Source organism: Paenibacillus sp. FSL L8-0638 (genome assembly GCF_038593075.1).
Classification (GTDB): Bacteria; Bacillota; Bacilli; order Paenibacillales; family Paenibacillaceae; genus Paenibacillus; species Paenibacillus polymyxa_D.
Genome location: NZ_CP151960.1, coordinates 5,464,083 through 5,483,978, shown reverse-complemented (window position 1 = coordinate 5,483,978; position 19,896 = coordinate 5,464,083). Strand labels below are relative to the sequence as shown.

The 19,896-nt window shown below is 50.7% G+C and carries 20 protein-coding genes and 1 riboswitch; of the genes, 19 read left to right on the top strand and 1 reads right to left on the bottom strand.

The features are described 5' to 3' along the window. The first annotated feature begins 172 nt into the window (after positions 1–172). From MKY35_RS24445 to MKY35_RS24365, 17 genes are all read left to right on the top strand, one after another. Positions 173–1,798 carry a spore germination protein gene (locus MKY35_RS24445; RefSeq protein WP_342445044.1) on the top strand — a complete coding sequence of 542 codons (1,626 nt, stop codon included), beginning with the start codon at positions 173–175 and terminating at the stop codon, positions 1,796–1,798. After that, the gene (locus MKY35_RS24440) at positions 1,798–3,018 is read left to right on the top strand and encodes a Ger(x)C family spore germination protein (protein ID WP_342445043.1); all 1,221 of its coding nucleotides are present in this window, start codon (positions 1,798–1,800) and stop codon (positions 3,016–3,018) included. The genes MKY35_RS24445 and MKY35_RS24440 overlap by 1 nt, the downstream gene beginning before the upstream one ends. Further along, positions 3,011–3,235, top strand: coding sequence for a hypothetical protein (locus MKY35_RS24435; RefSeq protein ID WP_307351244.1), 225 nt, complete (start codon positions 3,011–3,013; stop codon positions 3,233–3,235). The genes MKY35_RS24440 and MKY35_RS24435 overlap by 8 nt, the downstream gene beginning before the upstream one ends. Positions 3,236–3,276: 41 nt before the next feature. After that, positions 3,277–4,431, top strand: coding sequence for an endospore germination permease (locus MKY35_RS24430; RefSeq protein ID WP_342445042.1), 1,155 nt, complete (start codon positions 3,277–3,279; stop codon positions 4,429–4,431). A 101-nt stretch (positions 4,432–4,532) separates the two neighbouring features. Then, positions 4,533–5,384, top strand: a complete 852-nt coding sequence (locus tag MKY35_RS24425; RefSeq protein WP_342445041.1) for a uroporphyrinogen-III synthase — start codon at positions 4,533–4,535, stop codon at positions 5,382–5,384. 202 nt (positions 5,385–5,586) lie between these two features. Next, the gene (locus tag MKY35_RS24420) at positions 5,587–6,141 is read left to right on the top strand and encodes a TIGR00730 family Rossman fold protein (protein ID WP_342445040.1); all 555 of its coding nucleotides are present in this window, start codon (positions 5,587–5,589) and stop codon (positions 6,139–6,141) included. A gap of 56 nt (positions 6,142–6,197) precedes the next feature. Continuing rightward, positions 6,198–6,385, top strand: a riboswitch (cobalamin riboswitch). 50 nt (positions 6,386–6,435) lie between these two features. Further along, a complete protein-coding gene (locus MKY35_RS24415; RefSeq protein ID WP_342445039.1) occupies positions 6,436–6,654 on the top strand; it encodes a hypothetical protein in 219 nt (72 codons plus the stop codon). A 41-nt stretch (positions 6,655–6,695) separates the two neighbouring features. Then, on the top strand, positions 6,696–8,492 hold the full coding sequence (gene cobJ / locus MKY35_RS24410; RefSeq protein WP_342445038.1) for a precorrin-3B C(17)-methyltransferase: 1,797 nt from the start codon (positions 6,696–6,698) through the stop codon (positions 8,490–8,492). A gap of 92 nt (positions 8,493–8,584) precedes the next feature. Further along, the gene (locus MKY35_RS24405) at positions 8,585–9,643 is read left to right on the top strand and encodes a sirohydrochlorin chelatase (RefSeq protein ID WP_342446702.1); all 1,059 of its coding nucleotides are present in this window, start codon (positions 8,585–8,587) and stop codon (positions 9,641–9,643) included. Further along, positions 9,640–10,419 (top strand): precorrin-6A reductase, encoded by a 780-nt coding sequence (gene cobK / locus MKY35_RS24400; RefSeq protein ID WP_342445037.1) that lies wholly within the window; start codon positions 9,640–9,642, stop codon positions 10,417–10,419. The genes MKY35_RS24405 and cobK overlap by 4 nt, the downstream gene beginning before the upstream one ends. A 168-nt stretch (positions 10,420–10,587) precedes the next feature. Further along, positions 10,588–11,232 carry a precorrin-8X methylmutase gene (locus tag MKY35_RS24395; protein WP_039271658.1) on the top strand — a complete coding sequence of 215 codons (645 nt, stop codon included), beginning with the start codon at positions 10,588–10,590 and terminating at the stop codon, positions 11,230–11,232. 72 nt (positions 11,233–11,304) lie between these two features. Further along, positions 11,305–12,450: a cobalt-precorrin-5B (C(1))-methyltransferase gene (locus MKY35_RS24390; protein WP_318627962.1), complete on the top strand. Its 1,146-nt coding sequence runs from the start codon at positions 11,305–11,307 to the stop codon at positions 12,448–12,450. Continuing rightward, positions 12,443–13,699: a precorrin-6y C5,15-methyltransferase (decarboxylating) subunit CbiE gene (gene cbiE, locus MKY35_RS24385; protein WP_342445036.1), complete on the top strand. Its 1,257-nt coding sequence runs from the start codon at positions 12,443–12,445 to the stop codon at positions 13,697–13,699. Before MKY35_RS24390 ends, cbiE begins: the two co-directional genes overlap by 8 nt. A gap of 31 nt (positions 13,700–13,730) precedes the next feature. Beyond that, positions 13,731–14,447 carry a precorrin-2 C(20)-methyltransferase gene (gene cobI, locus MKY35_RS24380; protein ID WP_069010067.1) on the top strand — a complete coding sequence of 239 codons (717 nt, stop codon included), beginning with the start codon at positions 13,731–13,733 and terminating at the stop codon, positions 14,445–14,447. Then, positions 14,444–15,238: a precorrin-4 C(11)-methyltransferase gene (gene cobM / locus MKY35_RS24375; protein WP_160788663.1), complete on the top strand. Its 795-nt coding sequence runs from the start codon at positions 14,444–14,446 to the stop codon at positions 15,236–15,238. The genes cobI and cobM overlap by 4 nt, the downstream gene beginning before the upstream one ends. After that, positions 15,231–16,319 carry a cobalamin biosynthesis protein gene (locus MKY35_RS24370; RefSeq protein ID WP_342445035.1) on the top strand — a complete coding sequence of 363 codons (1,089 nt, stop codon included), beginning with the start codon at positions 15,231–15,233 and terminating at the stop codon, positions 16,317–16,319. The genes cobM and MKY35_RS24370 overlap by 8 nt, the downstream gene beginning before the upstream one ends. After that, positions 16,312–17,769, top strand: coding sequence for a cobyrinate a,c-diamide synthase (locus MKY35_RS24365; RefSeq protein WP_342445034.1), 1,458 nt, complete (start codon positions 16,312–16,314; stop codon positions 17,767–17,769). The genes MKY35_RS24370 and MKY35_RS24365 overlap by 8 nt, the downstream gene beginning before the upstream one ends. Positions 17,770–17,904: 135 nt before the next feature. Here the strand turns inward: MKY35_RS24365 and MKY35_RS24360 are convergent, their stop codons facing one another. Further along, positions 17,905–18,354: an AbrB/MazE/SpoVT family DNA-binding domain-containing protein gene (locus MKY35_RS24360; RefSeq protein WP_025721620.1), complete on the bottom strand. Its 450-nt coding sequence runs from the start codon at positions 18,352–18,354 to the stop codon at positions 17,905–17,907. Between the two features lie 439 nt (positions 18,355–18,793). Here MKY35_RS24360 and MKY35_RS24355 point away from each other — a divergent pair, with 439 nt between their 5' ends. Then, the gene (locus MKY35_RS24355) at positions 18,794–19,432 is read left to right on the top strand and encodes a ThuA domain-containing protein (RefSeq protein ID WP_029518581.1); all 639 of its coding nucleotides are present in this window, start codon (positions 18,794–18,796) and stop codon (positions 19,430–19,432) included. Positions 19,433–19,535: 103 nt separating this feature from the next. Further along, on the top strand, positions 19,536–19,895 hold the full coding sequence (locus tag MKY35_RS24350) for a phasin family protein (RefSeq protein WP_013312404.1): 360 nt from the start codon (positions 19,536–19,538) through the stop codon (positions 19,893–19,895). Position 19,896: the final 1 nt, after the last annotated feature.

Below are 19,896 nucleotides of genomic sequence, written 5' to 3'. Positions count from 1 at the left end.
TTATCATAAATCTTCAGATATATAATGGATTTTTCGAAGGCCCTGCATCATTGCAGGGTCTTTTTGTTATCCGTTCAACATGTTGAGTTCATTGGATACATAATCCTTTGCAGGCTGGTACATCCTATAGGTCATATTATCTGTTCGGCTCATTCGTAAAGGGGGAATAACGATGAAGAAAGGGCGCTTTCCCAAGTTGCCGAAGCTACCGTGGAGCCGGAGAGCGATTCCAGCCGCAGACCGCAAGACACGAAATTCCAATGTGCCCAAAGGACTGCCTGAGTCTTCGTGGCTGGAACACCCGCTGCGTAGCAATGTGGAAGACAATTTGATTGCTTTGCGTGACATTTTCAAGGATTGCTCTGATATCGTCTACCGAGAGCTCATGATTTCTCCTGAACGCAAAGGGTTGTTGGCTTATTTTGAAGGTACGGTAAAATCAGAGGATTTGCAGGATCATATCCTGCGACCTGTCATTCTGGGCATGATGCTCAAGGACCCTGAAGTGAACGGCAAATTGGAGCCGCTGGATGAAACTCGCATCTCGATGTCCCAGACCAAAACGATGGACGAATGGAAGATGGTAGCGGCAGCGATACTGGACGGCAATGCCGCCTTGTTCGTAGATGGTACGCCTCGTGCTTATATTTTTAGCGCCAAGGGTGGTGTCCGCCGTGGCGTAGAGGAACCCCAGACGGAAGCGGTTATTCGCGGGCCGCGTGAGGGCTTCACTGAGACCCTTCGCGTCAATACGGCACTGTTGCGTTTCAAGTTGAAGACCTCCAAGCTCAAGATGTACAGCATGACCATCGGAACAGAAACTCAAACGAGCGTCGTCCTTACCTATATTGAAGGGATCATAGATCCCAAACTGGTAGAGGATGTAAAAAAAAGGCTCAGCGATATTGAAATTGATGGTGTTCTGGAGACTGGATATATTGAGGAACTGATTGAGGATCATCCGTTTTCTCCGTTTCCGCAAATGGAATATACTGAACGCCCGGATACCGTCACCGCACAATTACTGGAAGGACGTTTTGCTATTTTTGTAGACGGAACGCCTTTTGCCCTGATTGGGCCGGTCACCATGTGGCAGATGATGCAAGCAAGCGAGGACTATTACGAACGTTTTTTCATCAGTAATATGGTGCGCTGGATTCGTTTTCTTTTTCTCATCATGGCTCTCTTTCTGCCCGCATTATATGTAGCGGTTACGACCTATCATCATGATATGCTGCCGACGACACTCATATTGAGTATTGCAGCGGCTCGTGAATCCATCCCTTTTCCAGCACTGGTGGAAGCGTTAATGATGGAAATTTCTTTTGAGGCATTACGTGAAGCAGGGATTCGTCTCCCCAAAACGGTCGGTCAGGCCGTCAGTATCCTTGGCGCACTCGTTATTGGGCAGGCCGCAGTACAGGCAGGGATTGTATCGGCACCCATAGTCATTGTGGTGTCGCTCACAGGTATTGCTTCGTTTACCATTCCACGCTTTAACTTTGCTATTACAGTTCGTTTGCTGCGGTTTCCGATCATGCTGATGGCGGGGATGTTTGGACTGTTTGGGATCATTATTGCCACAACGCTGGTCGCCACACATTTAACCAAGCTAACGTCGTTTGGCGTGCCTTACATGAGTGGATACAGCCCATACAACCATACGGATCAAAAGGATATCATTGTTCGTGCACCTTGGTGGAAAATGATTAAACGTCCTTCATGGATCAGAAAAGACAACAACAAACGGGAAAAAGAAAAGATGAATGGGACGTCGACAACCGAGGAGGGATGGTGATGAAGCCCCAAGGCTCTGATACAGGGAAAATACGTAAAACGGCTGTGCTTAGTTGTCTGCTGCTCTGTTCTGTTCTTTTGGGGGGATGCTGGGATCGCCGTGAGGTGAACGATGTGGCCTTTGTGATGGGCACCGGGATGGATAAGGAAGGGGATCAATATCGGGTTACGATGCAAATTGCGCTCCCCGGACAGCTCGGGGCTTCGGGAAACACAGGAGGCGGGGGAGGCACAAGCGGGACGAAGTCCTATTATCTGGAGTCCAAGACAGGTCCAAGCTTTCGGGGAGCAAGCGCCGAGGAACAGCGAGGGGTTTCACGAACGCTGAATTACTCCCATCGCCGGGTGCTGTTGTTCGGCGAGGCACTGGCGCGGGAAGGGATAGGCAATATGATGGATGTATTGGCGCGCGTCCCACAGAACCGTTTATCATCTCTCGTTGTCATAACGAAGGGATCCGCGCTGGAAGTACTGCAGGCGGATGCTCCGATTGAGCAGTATCCGGCAGAAATGGTTCGCGAGCTCAACTATTCCTATATGGAGAACCCTCGTTCAATTAAGCTGCTGTTGAATACGATCCTGCTGGATGGTATTGATCCGGCTGTGCCGGTCATGTCATTGGTGAAGAATGGTCCAGCCAGTCTGAAGGACAAGAAGACGAATATTCAGGTCGACGGGCTGGCTGTATTTCGCAAAGACAGGGTGACTGGCATAATAGATAATCATTTAAGCCGGTTTTTGCTACTGGGTATGAATCAGGCCAAGAATACGGAAATTTTTGTACTTCCACCCAAAGGAAAAGGTTACATTTCCGTAGATCTCATCGAAAATAAGGTCAATATCGAACCCAATATTCGGGGGGATGAGATTCGGATGACCATTCATATAAACTGCAACGGAAATGCAAAAGAGAATGAGACGACTTTCGATATTTCCAAAGAGGCAAACCTGAAGTGGCTGGAACAGCAGGTTGCCGAGCAGATCAAGAAGGAACTGGGAGAGGCTGTTCGTGTTATTCAGCAAAAGTATCATTCGGATGTGCTTGGTCTGGGCCGGGTTATCATTACAAGTCGCCCAGATGAATGGAAGCGGATTAAACCCCAATGGGATCATTTGTATCCCAAGGCAGAGGTCACCATAGATCCGGTCGTACACATCGAAAATATTGGTGCAATCACCAAGCCATTTGGGGTCAAAAAGGAGAATATTCAGAATGAATAAGGTATTTCTACTGCCATTGGTGCTGTCTATTCTCTTCATGTATCTGATTGACCGCAAAAGTCTCAACGCTGCACCTGCCGTCAACCGATGGATCTCACGTGTATTGTACGTAATTAGTATTGGTATCTGGATCTACGGAACATCGACAAGAAGTTCCGTTTATGTGGCTACATGGCTGACCCGTTTTATTGATATGTGGCTCCCCCCTACGTTGTAACGTGTAATGGATGCCTGTGGGCCAAAAGGAGATGTACCTTCATGAAACAGTTCAAAACCAGACAAATCGTGTTGCTTGGTGTATTGCTGCAGGCCAGTATTACCCTTGTACATGCTCCGGCCCAGGCAGCAGATTATGCAGACCAGCATGCTTATTGGACTTGTATGGTTGCCGCCATTGTGCTATGCCTGCCGATCTATGTGGTGCTTAGAATCAGGAGGCGTTTTCCAGATCAGGATATGCTTCAGGCCATAGTAAGCTCTCATCCCGTACTGGGACGCATGCTGCTCTCGGTGTACCTTATCGTTTTCCTGATTATATTTGCACGGGATTTGAGAATTATTACGGATCTGGTACAGGTTACGCTGTTGCCATTGACCCCAATTGTCGTGATTTCTCTGATTATATTGTTAACTTTAGTGTTTATGGCTAAAGGTGGAATTAGCACTATCGTGAATATGACGGAAGTTTTTGTTCCGCTGATGATCCTGACGCTCTTGACCATGCCGCTTATTTTCGGTCGTAATATGGATTTTGCGGTACTGAGGCCGTTCTTGCATCCAGATGTAGGTGGAGTGGTCAAAGGGAGCTGGCGTATGCTTGGTTATATGGCAGACATTATGATGTTGCCTTTTGTGATTTTTGGAAAAAATTATAGTCCACGGAGCGCGTGGCTTGGGCATCTGACTGGAACCGTTTTTTTGGTTCTGATTGTGTTACTGGCAGAGCTGGTTATCGGTGTCCCCATTTTGTCACGACTGTTTTATCCTTCGTATGAACTGGCACGTCAGTTGCAAGTGACCGATTTTCTGGATCGGTTCGATTTATTTGTGGGCGCTCTTACCGTGCCGACCCTGCTTACGAAAATGGGGTTTGATCTGTACGTCACCAGTTTGACTGTCAAGCGTATGTTTGCTCCAGCCTGGGGGAATTTGATTGTTTGGCCAGTTGGTTTGTTGGGTTACGTCTGTTCCTTTATGCTGTTCTCTAACATTGTACAAATATATGAATTCAGTCGGGAGTGGACCGTGGTTATGGTCATTTTTTTTGTATTGATGCCCTTCGTGCTGTGGATGTTGCTCCGACCCAAATCTAAAGGGAGAGGCGACGATGATAAGGCATCTAGCGGAGAGCGGGATAGTAGTAGTCAGAAAGAAAGCCAGCATGGAGGCAGAACAGGGCACGGCCACTTATAAGTTTACTGTATTTAGCGGAAAAGTAATTCTTATTTGTCTTTTGCCCCTCTAATTGTATACTTGGTAGAAAGAAATACGACTTCTACAAGGGAGGCAACAGCATGGCACAACGCATGGCAGGTAAGAGAGTCGCTCTTGCCGGTCCCCGTAAAGCAGAAGAAATGGCGCTGCTAGTTATGAAGATGGGGGGCGAGCCAGTAGAGCGCCCGGCCCAGGGCACTGTTTTTCTGGATGATATCGAGCTGCGCAACGCTGTTGTATCGTGGGTAAAGAACCCTCCGGACTGGTACATCTTCACGACAGGCATGGGACTGGATGCTCTGTTTGATATGGCAGAGGATATGGGCGTGGCTGAGCAGATTATAGAGTTGCTGCAATCCTCCAACATTGCAGCGCGGGGCTACAAGACGGTCAATGGACTCAAAAAGCGTGGCTTTACGCCAGCAGTACGAGACGAGGACGGAAGTTTGATCGGATTGACAGGAGCTTTCGCCCCATACGATCTGAAGGGGAAGGAAGTGCTGTTGCAACTGCATGGCGATCCAGCCCCACGGTTGGTAAAATGGCTGGACGAGCAGGGGGCAGTGACCCGACAGGTACTTCCTTATAAGCATATCCCACCTGAGGAAGCAAAATTGCAGGCGTTACTGGAAGATGTTATCCAGCGTAACGTTGATGCCGTTACGTTCACGAGTGGTCCGCAAATTCGATTTTTAGCCCAATATGCCAGAGAGCAAAATCGAATCGAGGATTTACTGGAAGCTTTCCGTGAGGATGTGATTGCTGTATCCGTAGGGAAGGTGACTGCACAGTCCATTGTGGAAGAAGGGATTGATCGAGTCGTGTTTCCAACCGAAGAGCGCATGGGCGCGATGATGGTGGAGCTGGGCAAATATTTTGAACATAACGATTCGGTGCATGGCTGTGGTCTGAAGATCATGAATGGTCATTGAAATGAGATCAAAATTATAATTGCAGTATGCTAAAAAATGAACTTATATTTCGGGATACAGAGTAAAATAAAGATAAGGGCCTACGAGGTCTTTATCTTTTTTTGTTGGACATGCATCGACAAAGATTTTTGTTATAGCGAAAATGTTTATCTAATATAATGAATAAGTTTCGATGCTACTTAGGACAGGAGCTGAGACGTTAATGAATTCTATTTGCGTATTTGCCGGGTCCAGACCTGGACATTCATCGGTATATGTTGAGGCAGCAGGCAAGCTGGGAGAAGCCATGGCTCGCCATCATATCCGTCTGATCTATGGTGGCTCTAGCAGGGGGCTGATGGGAGAGGTGGCGAATGGAATACTAGCGGGTGATGGTCAGGTCACGGGCATTATGCCCACCCTATTATTTGATGCAGAGATCATTCATCGGGGAGTTACCGAATTTATTGAGGTAGCGAGCATGCATGAGCGTAAAGCGGCAATGAGCGAGATGGCCGATGCGTTTATCGCCCTTCCGGGTGGCTTGGGAACCTTCGAGGAGCTGTTCGAGGTATTGTGCTGGGCGCAAATCGGTATTCATCGCAAGCCCATTGGGCTGCTGAATGTGAATGGATATTTTGACCCGTTAGTAGAAATGGTGCGTCATAGCGTGCAAGAAGGGTTTACCGGGGCTGAGCACCCAGCGTTATTAAGTATCTCTGCGGACCCGGACAAATTGCTACAGATGTTAAAAAATAAAGCAGAGAACTTGAAATAAAGCTTTTTTCGTGCTTGCACAACTGATTGAGGCAAGGTTATGATAAGACCCATAATCAAATAGCGGACAGACAAGGTGCCTTTGCGGTTGAGCAAAGGGTAACAGGGAATCGGGTGCAAATCCCGAGCGGTCCCGCCACTGTAAGGAAGAGGCTTTTTTTTATTGGTCACTCGTGAAAAATGGGGAAGACGAAAGAATCCGTTGATGCCAAGCCAGGAGACCTACCTTGATCTGTATGCACCGTTAACCTTCGCGGAGAGGATGGGTGTACGAAATCAGGAAATCAGGCACACGTTGCTTTTTCCATGTTGGCTAGAGGTTTGCGTGGATATGAACGTGCAGCAGCGTTTGAAGCGTAAACAGACAGATGGAAAACAACGGCAGGCTGGAGGAAGACAAATCGTGTCTTCTTACGCTGTTTGTTCGTCTGATGAGAGATACGTACATAGAAACCCCATCCGGGTAGGATGGGGCTTTTTTGAGTTACAGGATGTCCAAAAATCATTGGAATAGATAGCATAGCTGCCCTGAAAAGGATGAATAGGAGGAGCACGATGAGCCCATTAGGAAAATTGCTGGTGATTGGATTTGGACCAGGAGATATGGAACATATCACAAAACGGGCGCTGGATGCGCTGGCCGAAAGTGAGGTCATTATCGGCTACAACACCTACGTTGATTTGATCCGTCCGTTGTTGAACGGACAGGAGATTGTACGTACAGGGATGACAGAGGAAGTGAGCCGTGCGCAGGAGGCGGTTCGCCAAGCAGAGATGGGCAAGAAGGTAGCCGTCATTTCCAGTGGAGATGCAGGAGTCTATGGCATGGCAGGGCTGGTGTACGAAGTGCTGATGCAAAAAGGCTGGCGACGCGAGGACGGGGTTGAGGTAGAAGTCGTGCCGGGGATCTCGGCTATTCAGTCCTGTGCTTCACTGTTGGGGGCGCCAGTTATGCATGATGCGTGCACGATCAGTCTGAGTGATCATCTGACCCCATGGGAAACGATTGTGAAGCGTGTAGAAGCTGCGGCTTCGGCCGATTTTGTGATTGCATTATACAACCCGCGCAGTGGTCGGCGTACCCGCCAGATTGTGGAGACGCAGTCCATTTTGCTGCGTTACCGCGATCCGCAGACTCCGGTCGGGTTGGTGAAAAGTGCTTATCGTGAACGTCAGCAAGTTATTGTAACGACGCTGGAAGATATGCTGAACCATGATATCGGGATGCTGACGACTGTAATCATCGGCAATTCCTCGACGACGGTGTATGACGGCTTGATCGTGACTCCGCGCGGATATCAGCGCAAATACACGCTGGATGCGACCGAGCAGGCGCTCAAGCCGCATCAGCGGCTCCGCACGGAAGCGGAGCCGTGGTCGCTGGGCGCGCAAGAGGATACACCGCGGGCAGGCGCAGCCCCGACTACGCCCGCTGGACCCTCCGCGAGCGGCGCTGCGGTTGCCATGCAGGCACGCCCGCAAGCGATGGCTGCCGTGCAGGCAACGACTGCTGTGCAAACCGGCGCAGCCCCGGCATCGTTGGCCGCAGAGGCGCTAAGCCGCCTCGCTGTCGGCGGCAAGCTGCCTGGCGAAGCCAACGCTCGCTGGAGCGGGCAAGCGCCTACCGCCGAGAGCACCGCCGGAACGTCAGCAGTGGCCGGAGCAGGGGCCACGGCCGGGATGGAGACAGGCGGCTTTGGCAAGCCTGCGCTATTTGAGGTGGGCGTTTCCCCGGGTGTGGGAAACAAGAAGTTCACCGCTCGCCAGATGGCGCTGCTCGCCGAGGTAGCGGGTGATGATGGCGAGCTGGAATATACGCCGGATCATCAGATCGTGCTGCGCGTGCCGTGTGCAGACCCCGAGGAACTGGTCGGGCGGCTGCGGGATGAACGATTCATTGTCATGCCGATTGGCGATGTGTTTAAGGTAAAGGCGTGCGACTTCTGCAATATGGAGAAGGATGACGCTGTGCCTGTGGCTGAGCATTTACAGGTTGTACTTGGTGGATTACAGGCACCCAAGGAAACGAGCATTGCTTTGAACGGATGCGGTATGGCCTGCTATGGAGCCGTACTAGAGGATATCGGAATCGTCTATCGCAAGGGTGGGTACGATCTCTTCCTCGGTGGCAAAAAATTCGGCCGCAATGCTCATGCCGCTCAGCCTGTAGCGGAAGGAATTCCGGGTGATCAAATTACGGACATCGTGGAGAACGTCATCGCTGAATATAAGGAAAAAGGGCATCCGAATGAGCGCTTTCATAAATTTTTCAAGCGTGTAGGTGTCGTTGCAGGGTTCCGGCATGAAGATGCACCAGTAACGGTAGAAGTGAATGCGGTTTGTGGTGATTAATGGACTGAAGGCCTGATGAACGGGATACAAGCATATATATAAAATAGGGCGTCATGCAGGCTATCCCTATTAAAGAGGAGGAAACAACAGCAGTGGATGCAATATTGTTGGTTGGACATGGAAGTCGGGACCCGGAGGGGAACCAGGAACTGCTGGAATTTGCACAGGCAGTGGCAGATCGGGTACCGGATATGTGCGTGGAAACCTGTTTCTTGGAGCTGGCACGTCCCAGCATTGCTGATGGGATGCAAACTTGTGTGGAGAAAGGGGCGACACGTGTCGTTCTTATTCCGATTATCTTGTTCGCAGCGGTACATGCCAAAATTGATATTCCGATGGCTATTGACCGGGCAAAGGCGAAATATCCGCAGGTGGAATTTGTATACGGACGTCCGATTGGTGTTCACGAGAAAATCGTCAGCATTCTGCAAAGCCGCTTGAAAGAGGCCCGGCCGGTTGCAGTTCCAGCGGGGATGATTAGCGCTGTCGAGGCATCTGTCGAGGTATCTGACGAGGAAACGGCGGTACTTGTATTAGGACGCGGAAGTAGCGATCCAGATGCGAACAGTGACTTTTTCAAAATCACCCGTATGCTGTGGGAGAAGCTTTCTTATACATGGGTAGAGAGCAGCTTTATCGGTGTGACGCAGCCTTCCTTTCCCGATGGATTGGAGCGTTGTGTACGATTGGGGGCCAAAAAGATTATCGTGCTTCCCTATTTTCTGTTCACGGGTGTGCTGATTAAACGCATCGGAGAAATGACCCAGGAATTTGCCGAGGCTCACCCTGCATTACAAGTGGAGATGGGCGGATATTTTGGTTTCCATCCCCAATTGATTGAACTGGTGCTGGAGCGAGCTAAGGAAGGCTTGTTCGGCAAGGTTACGGCCAATTGTGATAACTGCCAGTTCCGTCTGGAGGCGCAGGAGCACCACCATCATCACCACGATCATGACCACAATCATCATCATGAACATGAACATCACCACCATCATGCACATGAGCACGACCATCATGATCACCATACACACAGCCACGATCACACTCATGAGCATGTCCATGCTCACAGCCATGATGACCATGCTCACCATCACGAGCATTCACATACGCCATCTGTAGTGAATGGAAGCGGGCAGGTGAAGGGCTCATGATATTCATGCTATGCGGAACGAGCGATGCTCGGGAATTGGCGCTGCAAATCCGTGACAATGGCTTCAACGTATTGACCTCAGTCGTAACCGAAAGCGCGGCAGCCAGCTTGTCTGAAGCGGGACTAGACGTACGTACAGGCCGAATGACAGCCGATGAAATGGCTGCAATGATTCGGGAGCTTGGAATACAGGCGGTTGTTGATGCCAGTCATCCTTTTGCAGAAGAAGCACATGCGAATGCGATGACAGCCGCTCGCGAGTCCGGGGTTCCTTATATTCGCTATGAGCGGACAGGACTTGTATATGACAATCATCCGTTGCTCCACATCGTGTCTTCCTATGAAGAGGCCGCATTACAAGCGAAGCAACTCAAAGGTTCTGTAATGCTTACGACAGGCAGTAAGACGCTCGGCACGTTCACCAAGCATTTACTCGGAGATCCGGAGATTCGTCTGGTTATACGCATGCTGCCGCGCCTGGACAATATGGAGAAATGCGGCGAACTGGGCATGGAGCAAAAAAATATTATTGCCATGCAGGGACCCTTTTCCCGCGAGATGAACGAAGCATTGTACAAGCACTATGGCACGACCGTGATGGTCACCAAGGAAAGCGGAAGCACGGGAGCAGTGGATGAAAAGGTTCAATCTGCATTGGAGCTGGGGATTCACGTACTTTTGATTTCCAGGCCGGAAGTGGAATTTGGCACAGTATTTGATCAATTCGACGGAGTCATCAACGCACTGCGTACAGCAAAAGAGAAAACTTCAATTTGAGTTGAGCCTTACCCCTGCGAGTCCAGTTCATCAGGAACGACTTCTGGCATGTATTTAAAATATAGTCATCTTAAAACAGGTGTTTTTTAGAGGTATCCATGATTTAGTAGCAATGAATTGTCATTTTCCTAAACTATTTTCTAATTTTCCATAAGGGAGTGGTCTACCATGGATTTCAAAACAGAATTTAAACCGCTAACGGTACAGCCGCAGGAGATTGAAGGCAAAAGCTTCGAGATGATCACAGAAGAACTGGGAGAGCATCCTTTTACAGCAGAACAATATCCCGTTGTACAGCGTGTCATTCATGCATCTGCTGATTTTGAGCTGGGCCGCAGCATGGTGTTTCATCCAAAGGCGATTGAAGCCGGGATTGCAGCTATTCGCGCAGGACAGCAGGTAGTGGCGGATGTGCAGATGATTCAAGCGGGGCTGAGCAAGGATCGTATCCGTCAATTTGGTGGGGATGTGCATGTGTACATATCTGACCCTGACGTCATGGAAGAAGCGAAAAGGCTGAATACGACACGCGCCATTATTTCGATGCGCAAAGCGATTCAGGCGGGCGAAGGTGGCATCTATGCGATTGGTAATGCGCCGACAGCGTTGCTGGAGCTGATTCGTCTGGTGAAAGAAGGAGCGGCCAAGCCCGGACTGGTGATTGGCATGCCCGTAGGCTTCGTATCGGCGGCAGAATCCAAGGACGAGCTGCGCAAGCTGGATATTCCGTTCATTACGAATATTGGACGCAAGGGCGGCAGTACAATTGTCGTAGCAGCATTGAATGCGATCTCCTTAATGGCTGTCCGCTAGATGCGGTTGTCCGTTTGCTGTATCATGAAATGAATTGGCATGATCAGCAGAAGAGGTTAAGGAGGAATTGGCATGGAAAAGGAAGCGGCGTCCGCCGACAAGCCCAAACGGATGAAAAGCGGTGAAGCTCCCGCACCGGACAAGCCAATGCGGTCAGGCTTTACGACAGGAGCTTGTGCGGCTGCAGTAGCCAAAGGAGCGGTACAACTACTCATCACGGGCATTCCGCCGAAGGAAGCAGTGATATCGCTGCCCGCGGGCTTCGATCATGCGTTTGAGCTGATTGAGCCTGTGTTGGACGCGGACGAAGCTTCCTGCACGACGATCAAGGACGGTGGCGATGACCCAGATGCCACGCATCAGGCGAGAATTATCGCGTCCGTTAGCTGGCGCGAGGAGCCGGGCATTGAATTGGACGGTGGCATCGGCGTGGGGCGGGTAACGAAGCCCGGTCTGCCTGTGCCTGTCGGAGAAGCAGCGATTAATCCGGTGCCGCGCCGGATGATTACGGAGGCTGTGACAGGTGTGCTTGAGGAGCACGGATCGGCCAAAGGTGTCCGTGTCGTCATCAGCGTACCGGACGGTGAAGAAATTGCCAAGAAAACGCTGAACGGGCGGCTTGGCATTCTTGGCGGTATTTCCATACTAGGCACGCGTGGTGTGGTCGTTCCGTTTTCCACGTCAGCTTATAAAGCCAGTGTCGTGCAGGCCATATCAGTTGCGCAAGCGATGAACTGCCAGGAAATCGTCCTGACCACAGGCGGCAGCAGTGAAAAATACGCCATGCAAATGTATGATCAGCTGACGGAAGAGGCCTTTATTCAGATGGGGGACTTTGTTGGCTTTGCTATAAAGCATGGGAAACGGCTGGGAATGAAAAAGATTATTCTCGTCGGTATGCCCGGTAAGCTGTCCAAGGTCGCTCAAGGTATCATGATGGTTCACTCCAAGAGCGCTCCGGTGGATTTTGGCTTTTTGGCTGAGGTCGCGCGTGAAGCAGGTGTGGACGAGTCGCTTGCAGCGGCAGTGGCAGAGGCAAATACAGCTACGCAGGTGGCGGATATGATGACCGAAGCGAATGCGCTGAGCTTTTTTGAAAAGCTGTGTACCTATGGATGTCAGCATTGTCTGGAGCATGCAGGTGGTGGAATCGTTGTAGAAATGGTACTGATAACGCTGAAAGGGAACGTGCTGGGGAGGGCGAGAGTCGGTGAGTAAAGTGATCCGTGTCATTGGTATCGGTGAAAATGGAGCGGCAGGTTTGTCGCAGGAAACATTGGAGCAAATTGAGCGTGCGGACCTGCTGGTTGGTGGAGAACGCCAGCTAGCTTTTTTCGAGGAAGCCGCAGGAGAAAAACGAACATTAAAGAGCGGCTTATCCGCCGTGGTGGAAGAATTGGGACGGTTGCGTGAGCACAAGGATATTGTCGTGCTTGCGTCCGGCGATCCGCTTTTTTTTGGAATTGCAGGTTATTTGTCTGCCAAGCTAGGGGCGGAACATTTGGATATTATGCCGCATCTCAGCTCGGTTCAGCTGGCGTTTGCGCGTCTCGGTGAAAGCTGGCAGGATGCGGTGCTGGAAAGCGTACACGGTCGCCCGATGACCGGACTGGCGCAGCGGATTGACGGACAGAACAAGGTCGCGCTGTTGACGGACGACCGGAATCATCCCGGTGCAGTCGCTGCCTATCTGCTGCATTATGGCATGACGGAATATGATGCCTTCGTCGGCGAGTACTTGGGCGGACCGGATGAGGTGTATCAGCATTATACGCTGGATGAGATGGCGCAGAGAACGTTCCAACCACTGAATGTGGTTATTTTGCGCCGCCGTAAAGGTGAAGACGTGCCTGCAATTCGGCGGGGATTTGGCTTCGAGGATGCGGAATTTTACCAGCGTAAGCCGGAAAAAGGACTGATCACGAAGCGTGAAGTACGCGTATTCAGCTTGTCTGAGCTGCGTCTGACCGAGCGAAGCATCGTATGGGACATCGGCGCAGGCTCCGGCTCTGTAGCGGTAGAATGTGCGCGACTGGCTAAGTATGGGCAAGTATTTGCCATTGAGAAGAACGAAGGCGACCTGGCTAATGTCGAAGCAAACAAGATCAAATTCCGCACCGATTTCCCGGTTATTCATGCCAAAGCGCCTGCCGGATTGGATGAGCTGCCAGACCCGGATGCGGTGTTTATCGGTGGGAGCGGGGGAGAATTGTCCGAGCTGATTCGACTGTGCGCTTCCCGTCTGCGTAAGGATGGACGAATTGTAGTGAATGCTGCAACGATTGAGACGCTACATGACGGTATGAAGGCGATGCAAACAGCAGGACTCGATACTTCGGTGACGTTACTGCAAACAGCGCGCAGCAAGCCGATTTTGAATATGACGCGTTTTGACGGACTCAATCCGATATATGTCATTACAGGACAGCCGTCGGTGGACGTGGCTGATGAAGTAGCAGGGGAGTAAGCTGGTAATTCAAAAGGGGGAGAGAGACAGCATGAATACGGCGGCAACAGGAACACTTTACGGCGTAGGCGTGGGGCCGGGTGATCCCGAGCTGATTACAGTCAAGGCGTATCGCATGATTCAGGAATGTGCAGTTGTGGCTTATCCGAAGAAACGCCGGGGGGGCAAATCGTATGCTCACGAGATCGTGGAGTTGTACGTCAACCCGGAGGAAAAGGAGATGCTGGGACTCATTTTTCCAATGACCAAGGACCCGGTTGTACTGGAGCGGGAGTGGAACAAAACGGTGGTTGCTTGCTGGGAAGCGCTGCGTGAAGGCAAGGATGTAGCTTTTGTCACAGAGGGAGACCCCAATCTGTACAGTACCTTTATTCACTTGGCACGACTCATGAAGGATCTCCATCCAGAGGTGCCAATTGTATCTATTCCGGGCATTTCGTCTGTGTTGGGCGCAGCGGCAGCGCTGGAATTGCCTTTGGCAGACGGAGATCAGCAGGTCGGTATTATACCGGCTACGGATGATCGGGAAGCGATGAAGCGGGCGATTGAGAATCACGATACGGTCGTGTTTATTAAGGTTGCCAAGGTGTTGGATTTGATTTTGGATGTGCTGGATGAGCTTAATCTTGGGGACTGTGCATCGGTCATTACCAAGGTCACTTCTCCTTATGAAATGGTATGGCGCAACGCACGTGAGCTGCGCGGACAGGAGCTTGAATATTTGAGTTTAATGGTGGTGAGCAAATGACGTTGGAGCCCAAAGTATATATCGTAGGAGCAGGTCCAGGAGACCCGGAGCTGATTACGGTCAAAGGCTCCCGGATTCTACGCACGGCCGATGTGGTATTGTACACGGATTCACTCGTGAACGACGAGTTGATTGCCACGGCCAAACCAGAGGCGCAGGTATTGCAAAGCTCAGGCATGGATCTGGAGCGGCAGGTTGAGATTATGAGCGAGGCTGTGCAGGCTGGACGCAGTGTAGCTCGCGTACATACAGGCGATCCGGCAGTGTACGGTGCCATTTTGGAGCAAATGGTGTTGCTGAAGCAGCGCGGAGTAGCCTACGAAATCGTGCCGGGCGTTAGCTCGGTCTTTGCTTCTGCAGCCGTGCTGGGTGCAGAGCTAACGGTGCCTGACCTGACACAGACCGTCATTCTGACGCGTGCTGAAGGCCGTACACCTGTACCTGATCGGGAAAAGCTGCGTGATCTAGCTTCTCATCACTGTACAGTGGCTTTATTCCTCAGCGCGACACTGGCGAAGAAGGTAGTCGTTGAGTTTCTGGCGGCTGGCTGGAGCGAGGACACGCCTGTAGCAGTTGTACAGCGCGCAACCTGGCCGGACCAAAAGATCGTGCGTACGACGCTTGCTCAATTACCCGCCGATTTGCGTGCAGCAGGCATAACGATGCATGCCATGATTTTGGCGGGCTGGGCGCTCGACCCAGAGCTGGTGGACAAGGATGCGCATCGTTCCAAGCTGTATGATAAGTCGTTCACCCATGGCTACCGGAAGGGAGTGAAGCCTGGTGAGTAATCCATTTGCCGCTGTGGCGATCACGAAGCATGGAGTGGAAATGGTCCGCAATTTGGGAGCCAACTTTCCGGGCACGGATGTGTATTATATGTCCAAGTTTGAGCGTGGCGATGAGCAGGAGCGTGGCATTCAGTTGTTCGAAGGATCGGTCAAACTGATTTTGCCGGATTTATTTAAACAATATAACGGTATTATTTTATTTATTTCCCTCGGTGCAGTGGTTCGTATGATTGCACCGATTTTGGTGGATAAAAAGGTGGACCCCGCCGTGGTCGTCATTGATGATCGCGGAGAACATGTTATTAGCGTACTGTCTGGGCATTTGGGTGGCGCCAATGAATTGACCCGCCATGTAGCGGCTGTACTAGGCGCACGTGCGGTAATCACAACTGCATCGGACGTGCAGGGCACGATTCCGGTGGACATGTTTGGGCGTGAATTGGGTTGGGTGATCGATAGCTTCGACAAGGCCACTCCTGTGAGCGCCGCTGTTGTGAACGAGGAGCCTGTTGCGCTCATACAAGAGACAGGCGAACGGAACTGGTGGCGTTATGACAAACCTGTACCTGGGCATATCAAGGTATATGCTTCGACGGCAGAAGCATTACAAGAACCGTTTAACGCCGCGTTGGTCGTGAGTGACCGCTTATTGGAGCCGGAGGAAGAAGATCAGCTTCTTTCTAATGGCGTGCTGTACCGTCCGAAAAGCTTGGTGCTTGGCATCGGCTGTAACCGTGGGACTGCATTGGAGGAGCTGGAGGCGGGTGTGCTGAACACCTTGCAAGAGCTGCGTTTGTCTGTGAAAAGCGTACGGAATATTGCCACCATTGATCTGAAAAAGGACGAAGAGGGCTTACTTGATCTTTGCGCTAAATACGGCTGGGAGCTGGTGACGTACACCCCGTCAGAGCTGAATACGGTGCAGCTTCCCAATCCATCGGAAACCGTGTTCAAATACACTGGCGCATATGGGGTCAGTGAACCTTCAGCCTTGTTGTCTTCTGGTGCAGACCATTGGCTACTGGAGAAGAAAAAAAGCGGCAATATGACGCTGTCTGTAGCGCGGGTTTCCTATGACTGACATCATGAAGCAGGCTGTACAGTCTGATCCATCTGCTGCTACGCGCAGAAGCCGTATTGTTGTTGCCGGAACAGGCAGCGGCGCAGGCAAAACGACTGTTACCCTTGGGCTGATGAAGGCGTTCGCCGACAGCGGCCTGCGAGTGCAGGGGTTTAAATGCGGGCCGGATTATATCGATCCGACCTATCATACTGCCGCGACTGGGACTTCTTCCCGTAATCTGGATTCATGGATGACCTCACCAGATACGGTGCGTGAAACCTTTATCCGTGCTTCCGAAGGCGCGGATATTTCCGTGATTGAAGGCGTCATGGGGCTGTATGACGGCAAGGACCCGCTCAGCAATACCGGCTCGACCGCTGAAATCGCCATGCTGACGGACAGCCCTGTATTGCTGGTGGTCGACGTGCGCAGTATGGCACGAAGCGCCGCTGCTATTGTGCTTGGCTTTCAGCGCTTGGAGCCCAAGCTACGCATTGTGGGCGTAATTGTGAATCGCTGCGGCAGCCAAGGGCACTATGGCATCGTCAAAAAGGCGATCGAGCAGGAGTGCGGCATCCCTGTGCTCGGCTGGTTAAAGCGTGATGACGGGCTGGATATTCCTGAGCGTCATCTGGGTTTAGTACCCGCTGTGGAACGCGGCGAGCTGGAGCCGCTTTTCCAACGGGCGGCAGAGCTGATCCGTGCGGGTACGGATCTGGATGCACTGCGGGCATTGGCAGATTCGGCTCCGCCGCCCAGCCCGCCCGAGCACCCATTATTTTCCCTGGATCGGCTTCCATCAGCAGGGCATGAAGCTGATACCGGGGAACGTCCCGTCATCGCCGTCGCCAGAGATGCGGCGTTCAATTTTTACTACCCGGAAAATATGGATTTGCTGCGTCAGGCGGGAGCCGAAATTGCCTATTTCAGTCCGCTGGCGGGAGAACGCGTACCTGAGCAGGCAAGCGGCCTATACCTGGGCGGCGGTTTCCCTGAAGAGTTTGCCGCAGATATCGCTGCAAATACAGGTTTTTTGGAAGATATCCGCAACGCGGTGAGCTGGGATATGCCAGTATTCGCCGAATGCGGAGGTTATATGGTACTGGCACGGACTCTTACGGATCGTATGGGGAATGCCCATCACATGGCCGGAGTTATTCCGTCGGACGTCCGCATGCAGGAGAAACGGGCCGCACTGGGATACCGTGAAGCAACCGCTTTGCAGGATTGCTTACTGCTGGAGGCTGGACAGACCATTCGGGGACATGAATTTCATTATTCTGTCATGCACTATGACGAATCATCCGCCCCCTACTCCTACGCCTATCAAACCAAGGGGATGCGTGGTCTCCAGAGCGAAGGCTATGCGAAAGGGAATCTTTTGGCAGCCTACACGCATGTTCATCTCGCTTCTCTTCCCAAAGCGGCAGCACGTTGGGTGGAACAATGCCGGGCTTACAGTCCATAGTTTTGCAAACGAGTCCACCATTTCATATAAACGAAAAGAAGCCGATTCCCTGAAAGGGTCCGGCTTTTCTAAATTTCAATAGAGTTAAACCTTACATGGTATGGAAGCGTATACATTACTTTTTTGGTGGTTCACTTACATGAGCTTTTTCAGTTGGGAAATCCTTCCCTGACTCACGCCAAGCATGGAGGCGAGTTGTTTTTGTGAAGATGCTGGATGTTCTTCCATAAGCTCTCTCATTTTCTCCAAAATAACGTCTGTGCGCTGATAAATTTTTTTCATATGCATGTTTTGCTTAAGTGGGGGTGAATGGGTTTCAGTCGCTGTGACCGGAACTAAATCTTCCGTTTTCATCGAGGCCGCACATTCATCGCAGATAAACTGATCTTTAAAATAGGTGTTAGTATCAACCGCACCACAAAATATACAGTTGGTTGATTTGTACTTACGGAGCATGAGTGTCTGGTCTTCAATAAAAAACTCTAATGGATCGCCGATGTCAATCTCCATCGTCATGCGCAACTCTTTAGGAAGCACAATTCGCCCCAAGCTGTCCAAGGGCCGGGTCATTCCAGTCCTTTTCATTCATGCAACCTCCCCGGTTTTTTAAGATTTATAGAATGTATAAGGTTTGAGGCAATTCTTATCAATTCTATAACCGCAAGCATAAATTTCTTACAAAAAGCGGCCCTTTATTGTTAATCAAGCATGGACGCACTTTTTTTCTTACGAGTATACCATAAAGAGGCCGAATCGCCATCGTTCAGATTTATAAATTTTGAATAAGTTTTAATAAGTTTATTCCGAGCGAACATATATGCTATAATCTTCTGCTAAAGGATTTAATAGGTCGTCTGTAGAATTATTTATATATGCCGTAGCTCGGACAATGATGGCGGTGTTATGGGAAATGAATGAGGGCCAAACAGAATTTTCTGAGCGTTTTGACCCCACAAACAAGAATGAATGACACGGACCCCGCCTTTAAAGTCCTTATATACAAGTCAGGCAAGGAGGATTTATCATGGAAAAAAGAAAAGCATTGTTGTTAGGAGATTATTCGTATCCGGAGTTTCACCCGCTGCAAGGGGTGGACGAAGAGATTAGCCATATTTTACAAGATTGGATGACGGTACAATGCAGTGAAAATCGTAAAATGCTGCTCAAGGAAAATCTAGCCTCATTCGATCTATGCATCTCGTATTGCGATAGCCGTAAGGAGGTTCTGTCTCCTCAACAAACAGCAGGACTGCTGTCCTATGTTAGCGGCGGGGGTGGATTGCTTGTGCTGCATAACGGAATCACATTGCAAGGACGTTATGAAATAGCACAGCTCATAGGAGCACGCTTCCTGCGGCATCCGGCAGCGGAGCAGCTTTCCTTCAAGGTAACAGAGCCGGATCATCCGATTATGGAAGGAATCGAGCCGTTCGAGATGCAGGAGGAGCCGTATCGTTTTGATTTTGACCCATTCACTGAAAAAACACTACTGATGGAATACGAGTATGAAGGTCAGTGGTGGCCGGCTGCATGGTCATTGTCCTATGGCTTGGGCCGGGTCGTCTACCTGATGCCTGGACATAATCAGCCAAGTTTCCAGCATGAGGGATACCGTAAGCTGCTGCTTCAGGCTGCTAAGTGGGCTGGACGCTTTCCGGGTTAAACATAGATCATTCCATTCATTGAGGAAGGGGAGCTGCGAGCTTTATGCGGCTCCCCTTTTCAGGTTATACTAGTAGGTAATCACAGGTAGGGGAGGATATATTATGAGCGATTTGTTCAAAAAAGCCATCTCATTGGGGTGGGGCCTCACCGTTGTCAGCAAAGAAAAGGTGGAGAAAGCTGTCGAGGATCTTGTAAACCGCGGAGAACTTGCGCCTTCGGAATCCAAAGCACTGGTCGATCGTCTGATCGAACGAGGGGCAGAGGAACAGGGACAATTCAAAACAGTGATCCGCGAACAGGTTAGCCGCATTTTGCAGGAGCTGGAAGTACCTACCGAAAATGATGTCACAAGTTTGGAGCAGCGTGTGGCATTGTTGGAAAAACAGGTAGCGGAGCTGGAAAAAGAAAAGGCGGCGCTTACGGGTTCGAGCGACGCTGAAGAAGCGAACCGGCTGGATTAAA

Bases quoted from the DNA above. Each gene is read 5' to 3' on its own strand.
- MKY35_RS24445 (WP_342445044.1), top strand. From the start codon at position 173: ATGAAGAAAGGGCGCTTTCCCAAGTTGCCGAAGCTACCGTGGAGCCGG.
- MKY35_RS24440 (WP_342445043.1), top strand. From the start codon at position 1,798: ATGAAGCCCCAAGGCTCTGATACAGGGAAAATACGTAAAACGGCTGTG.
- MKY35_RS24435 (WP_307351244.1), top strand. From the start codon at position 3,011: ATGAATAAGGTATTTCTACTGCCATTGGTGCTGTCTATTCTCTTCATG.
- MKY35_RS24430 (WP_342445042.1), top strand. From the start codon at position 3,277: ATGAAACAGTTCAAAACCAGACAAATCGTGTTGCTTGGTGTATTGCTG.
- MKY35_RS24425 (WP_342445041.1), top strand. From the start codon at position 4,533: ATGGCACAACGCATGGCAGGTAAGAGAGTCGCTCTTGCCGGTCCCCGT.
- MKY35_RS24420 (WP_342445040.1), top strand. From the start codon at position 5,587: ATGAATTCTATTTGCGTATTTGCCGGGTCCAGACCTGGACATTCATCG.
- cobJ (WP_342445038.1), top strand. From the start codon at position 6,696: ATGAGCCCATTAGGAAAATTGCTGGTGATTGGATTTGGACCAGGAGAT.
- cobK (WP_342445037.1), top strand. From the start codon at position 9,640: ATGATATTCATGCTATGCGGAACGAGCGATGCTCGGGAATTGGCGCTG.
- MKY35_RS24395 (WP_039271658.1), top strand. From the start codon at position 10,588: ATGGATTTCAAAACAGAATTTAAACCGCTAACGGTACAGCCGCAGGAG.
- MKY35_RS24390 (WP_318627962.1), top strand. From the start codon at position 11,305: ATGGAAAAGGAAGCGGCGTCCGCCGACAAGCCCAAACGGATGAAAAGC.
- cobI (WP_069010067.1), top strand. From the start codon at position 13,731: ATGAATACGGCGGCAACAGGAACACTTTACGGCGTAGGCGTGGGGCCG.
- cobM (WP_160788663.1), top strand. From the start codon at position 14,444: ATGACGTTGGAGCCCAAAGTATATATCGTAGGAGCAGGTCCAGGAGAC.
- MKY35_RS24365 (WP_342445034.1), top strand. From the start codon at position 16,312: ATGACTGACATCATGAAGCAGGCTGTACAGTCTGATCCATCTGCTGCT.
- MKY35_RS24360 (WP_025721620.1), bottom strand. From the start codon at position 18,354: ATGAAAAGGACTGGAATGACCCGGCCCTTGGACAGCTTGGGGCGAATT.
- MKY35_RS24355 (WP_029518581.1), top strand. From the start codon at position 18,794: ATGGAAAAAAGAAAAGCATTGTTGTTAGGAGATTATTCGTATCCGGAG.
- MKY35_RS24350 (WP_013312404.1), top strand. From the start codon at position 19,536: ATGAGCGATTTGTTCAAAAAAGCCATCTCATTGGGGTGGGGCCTCACC.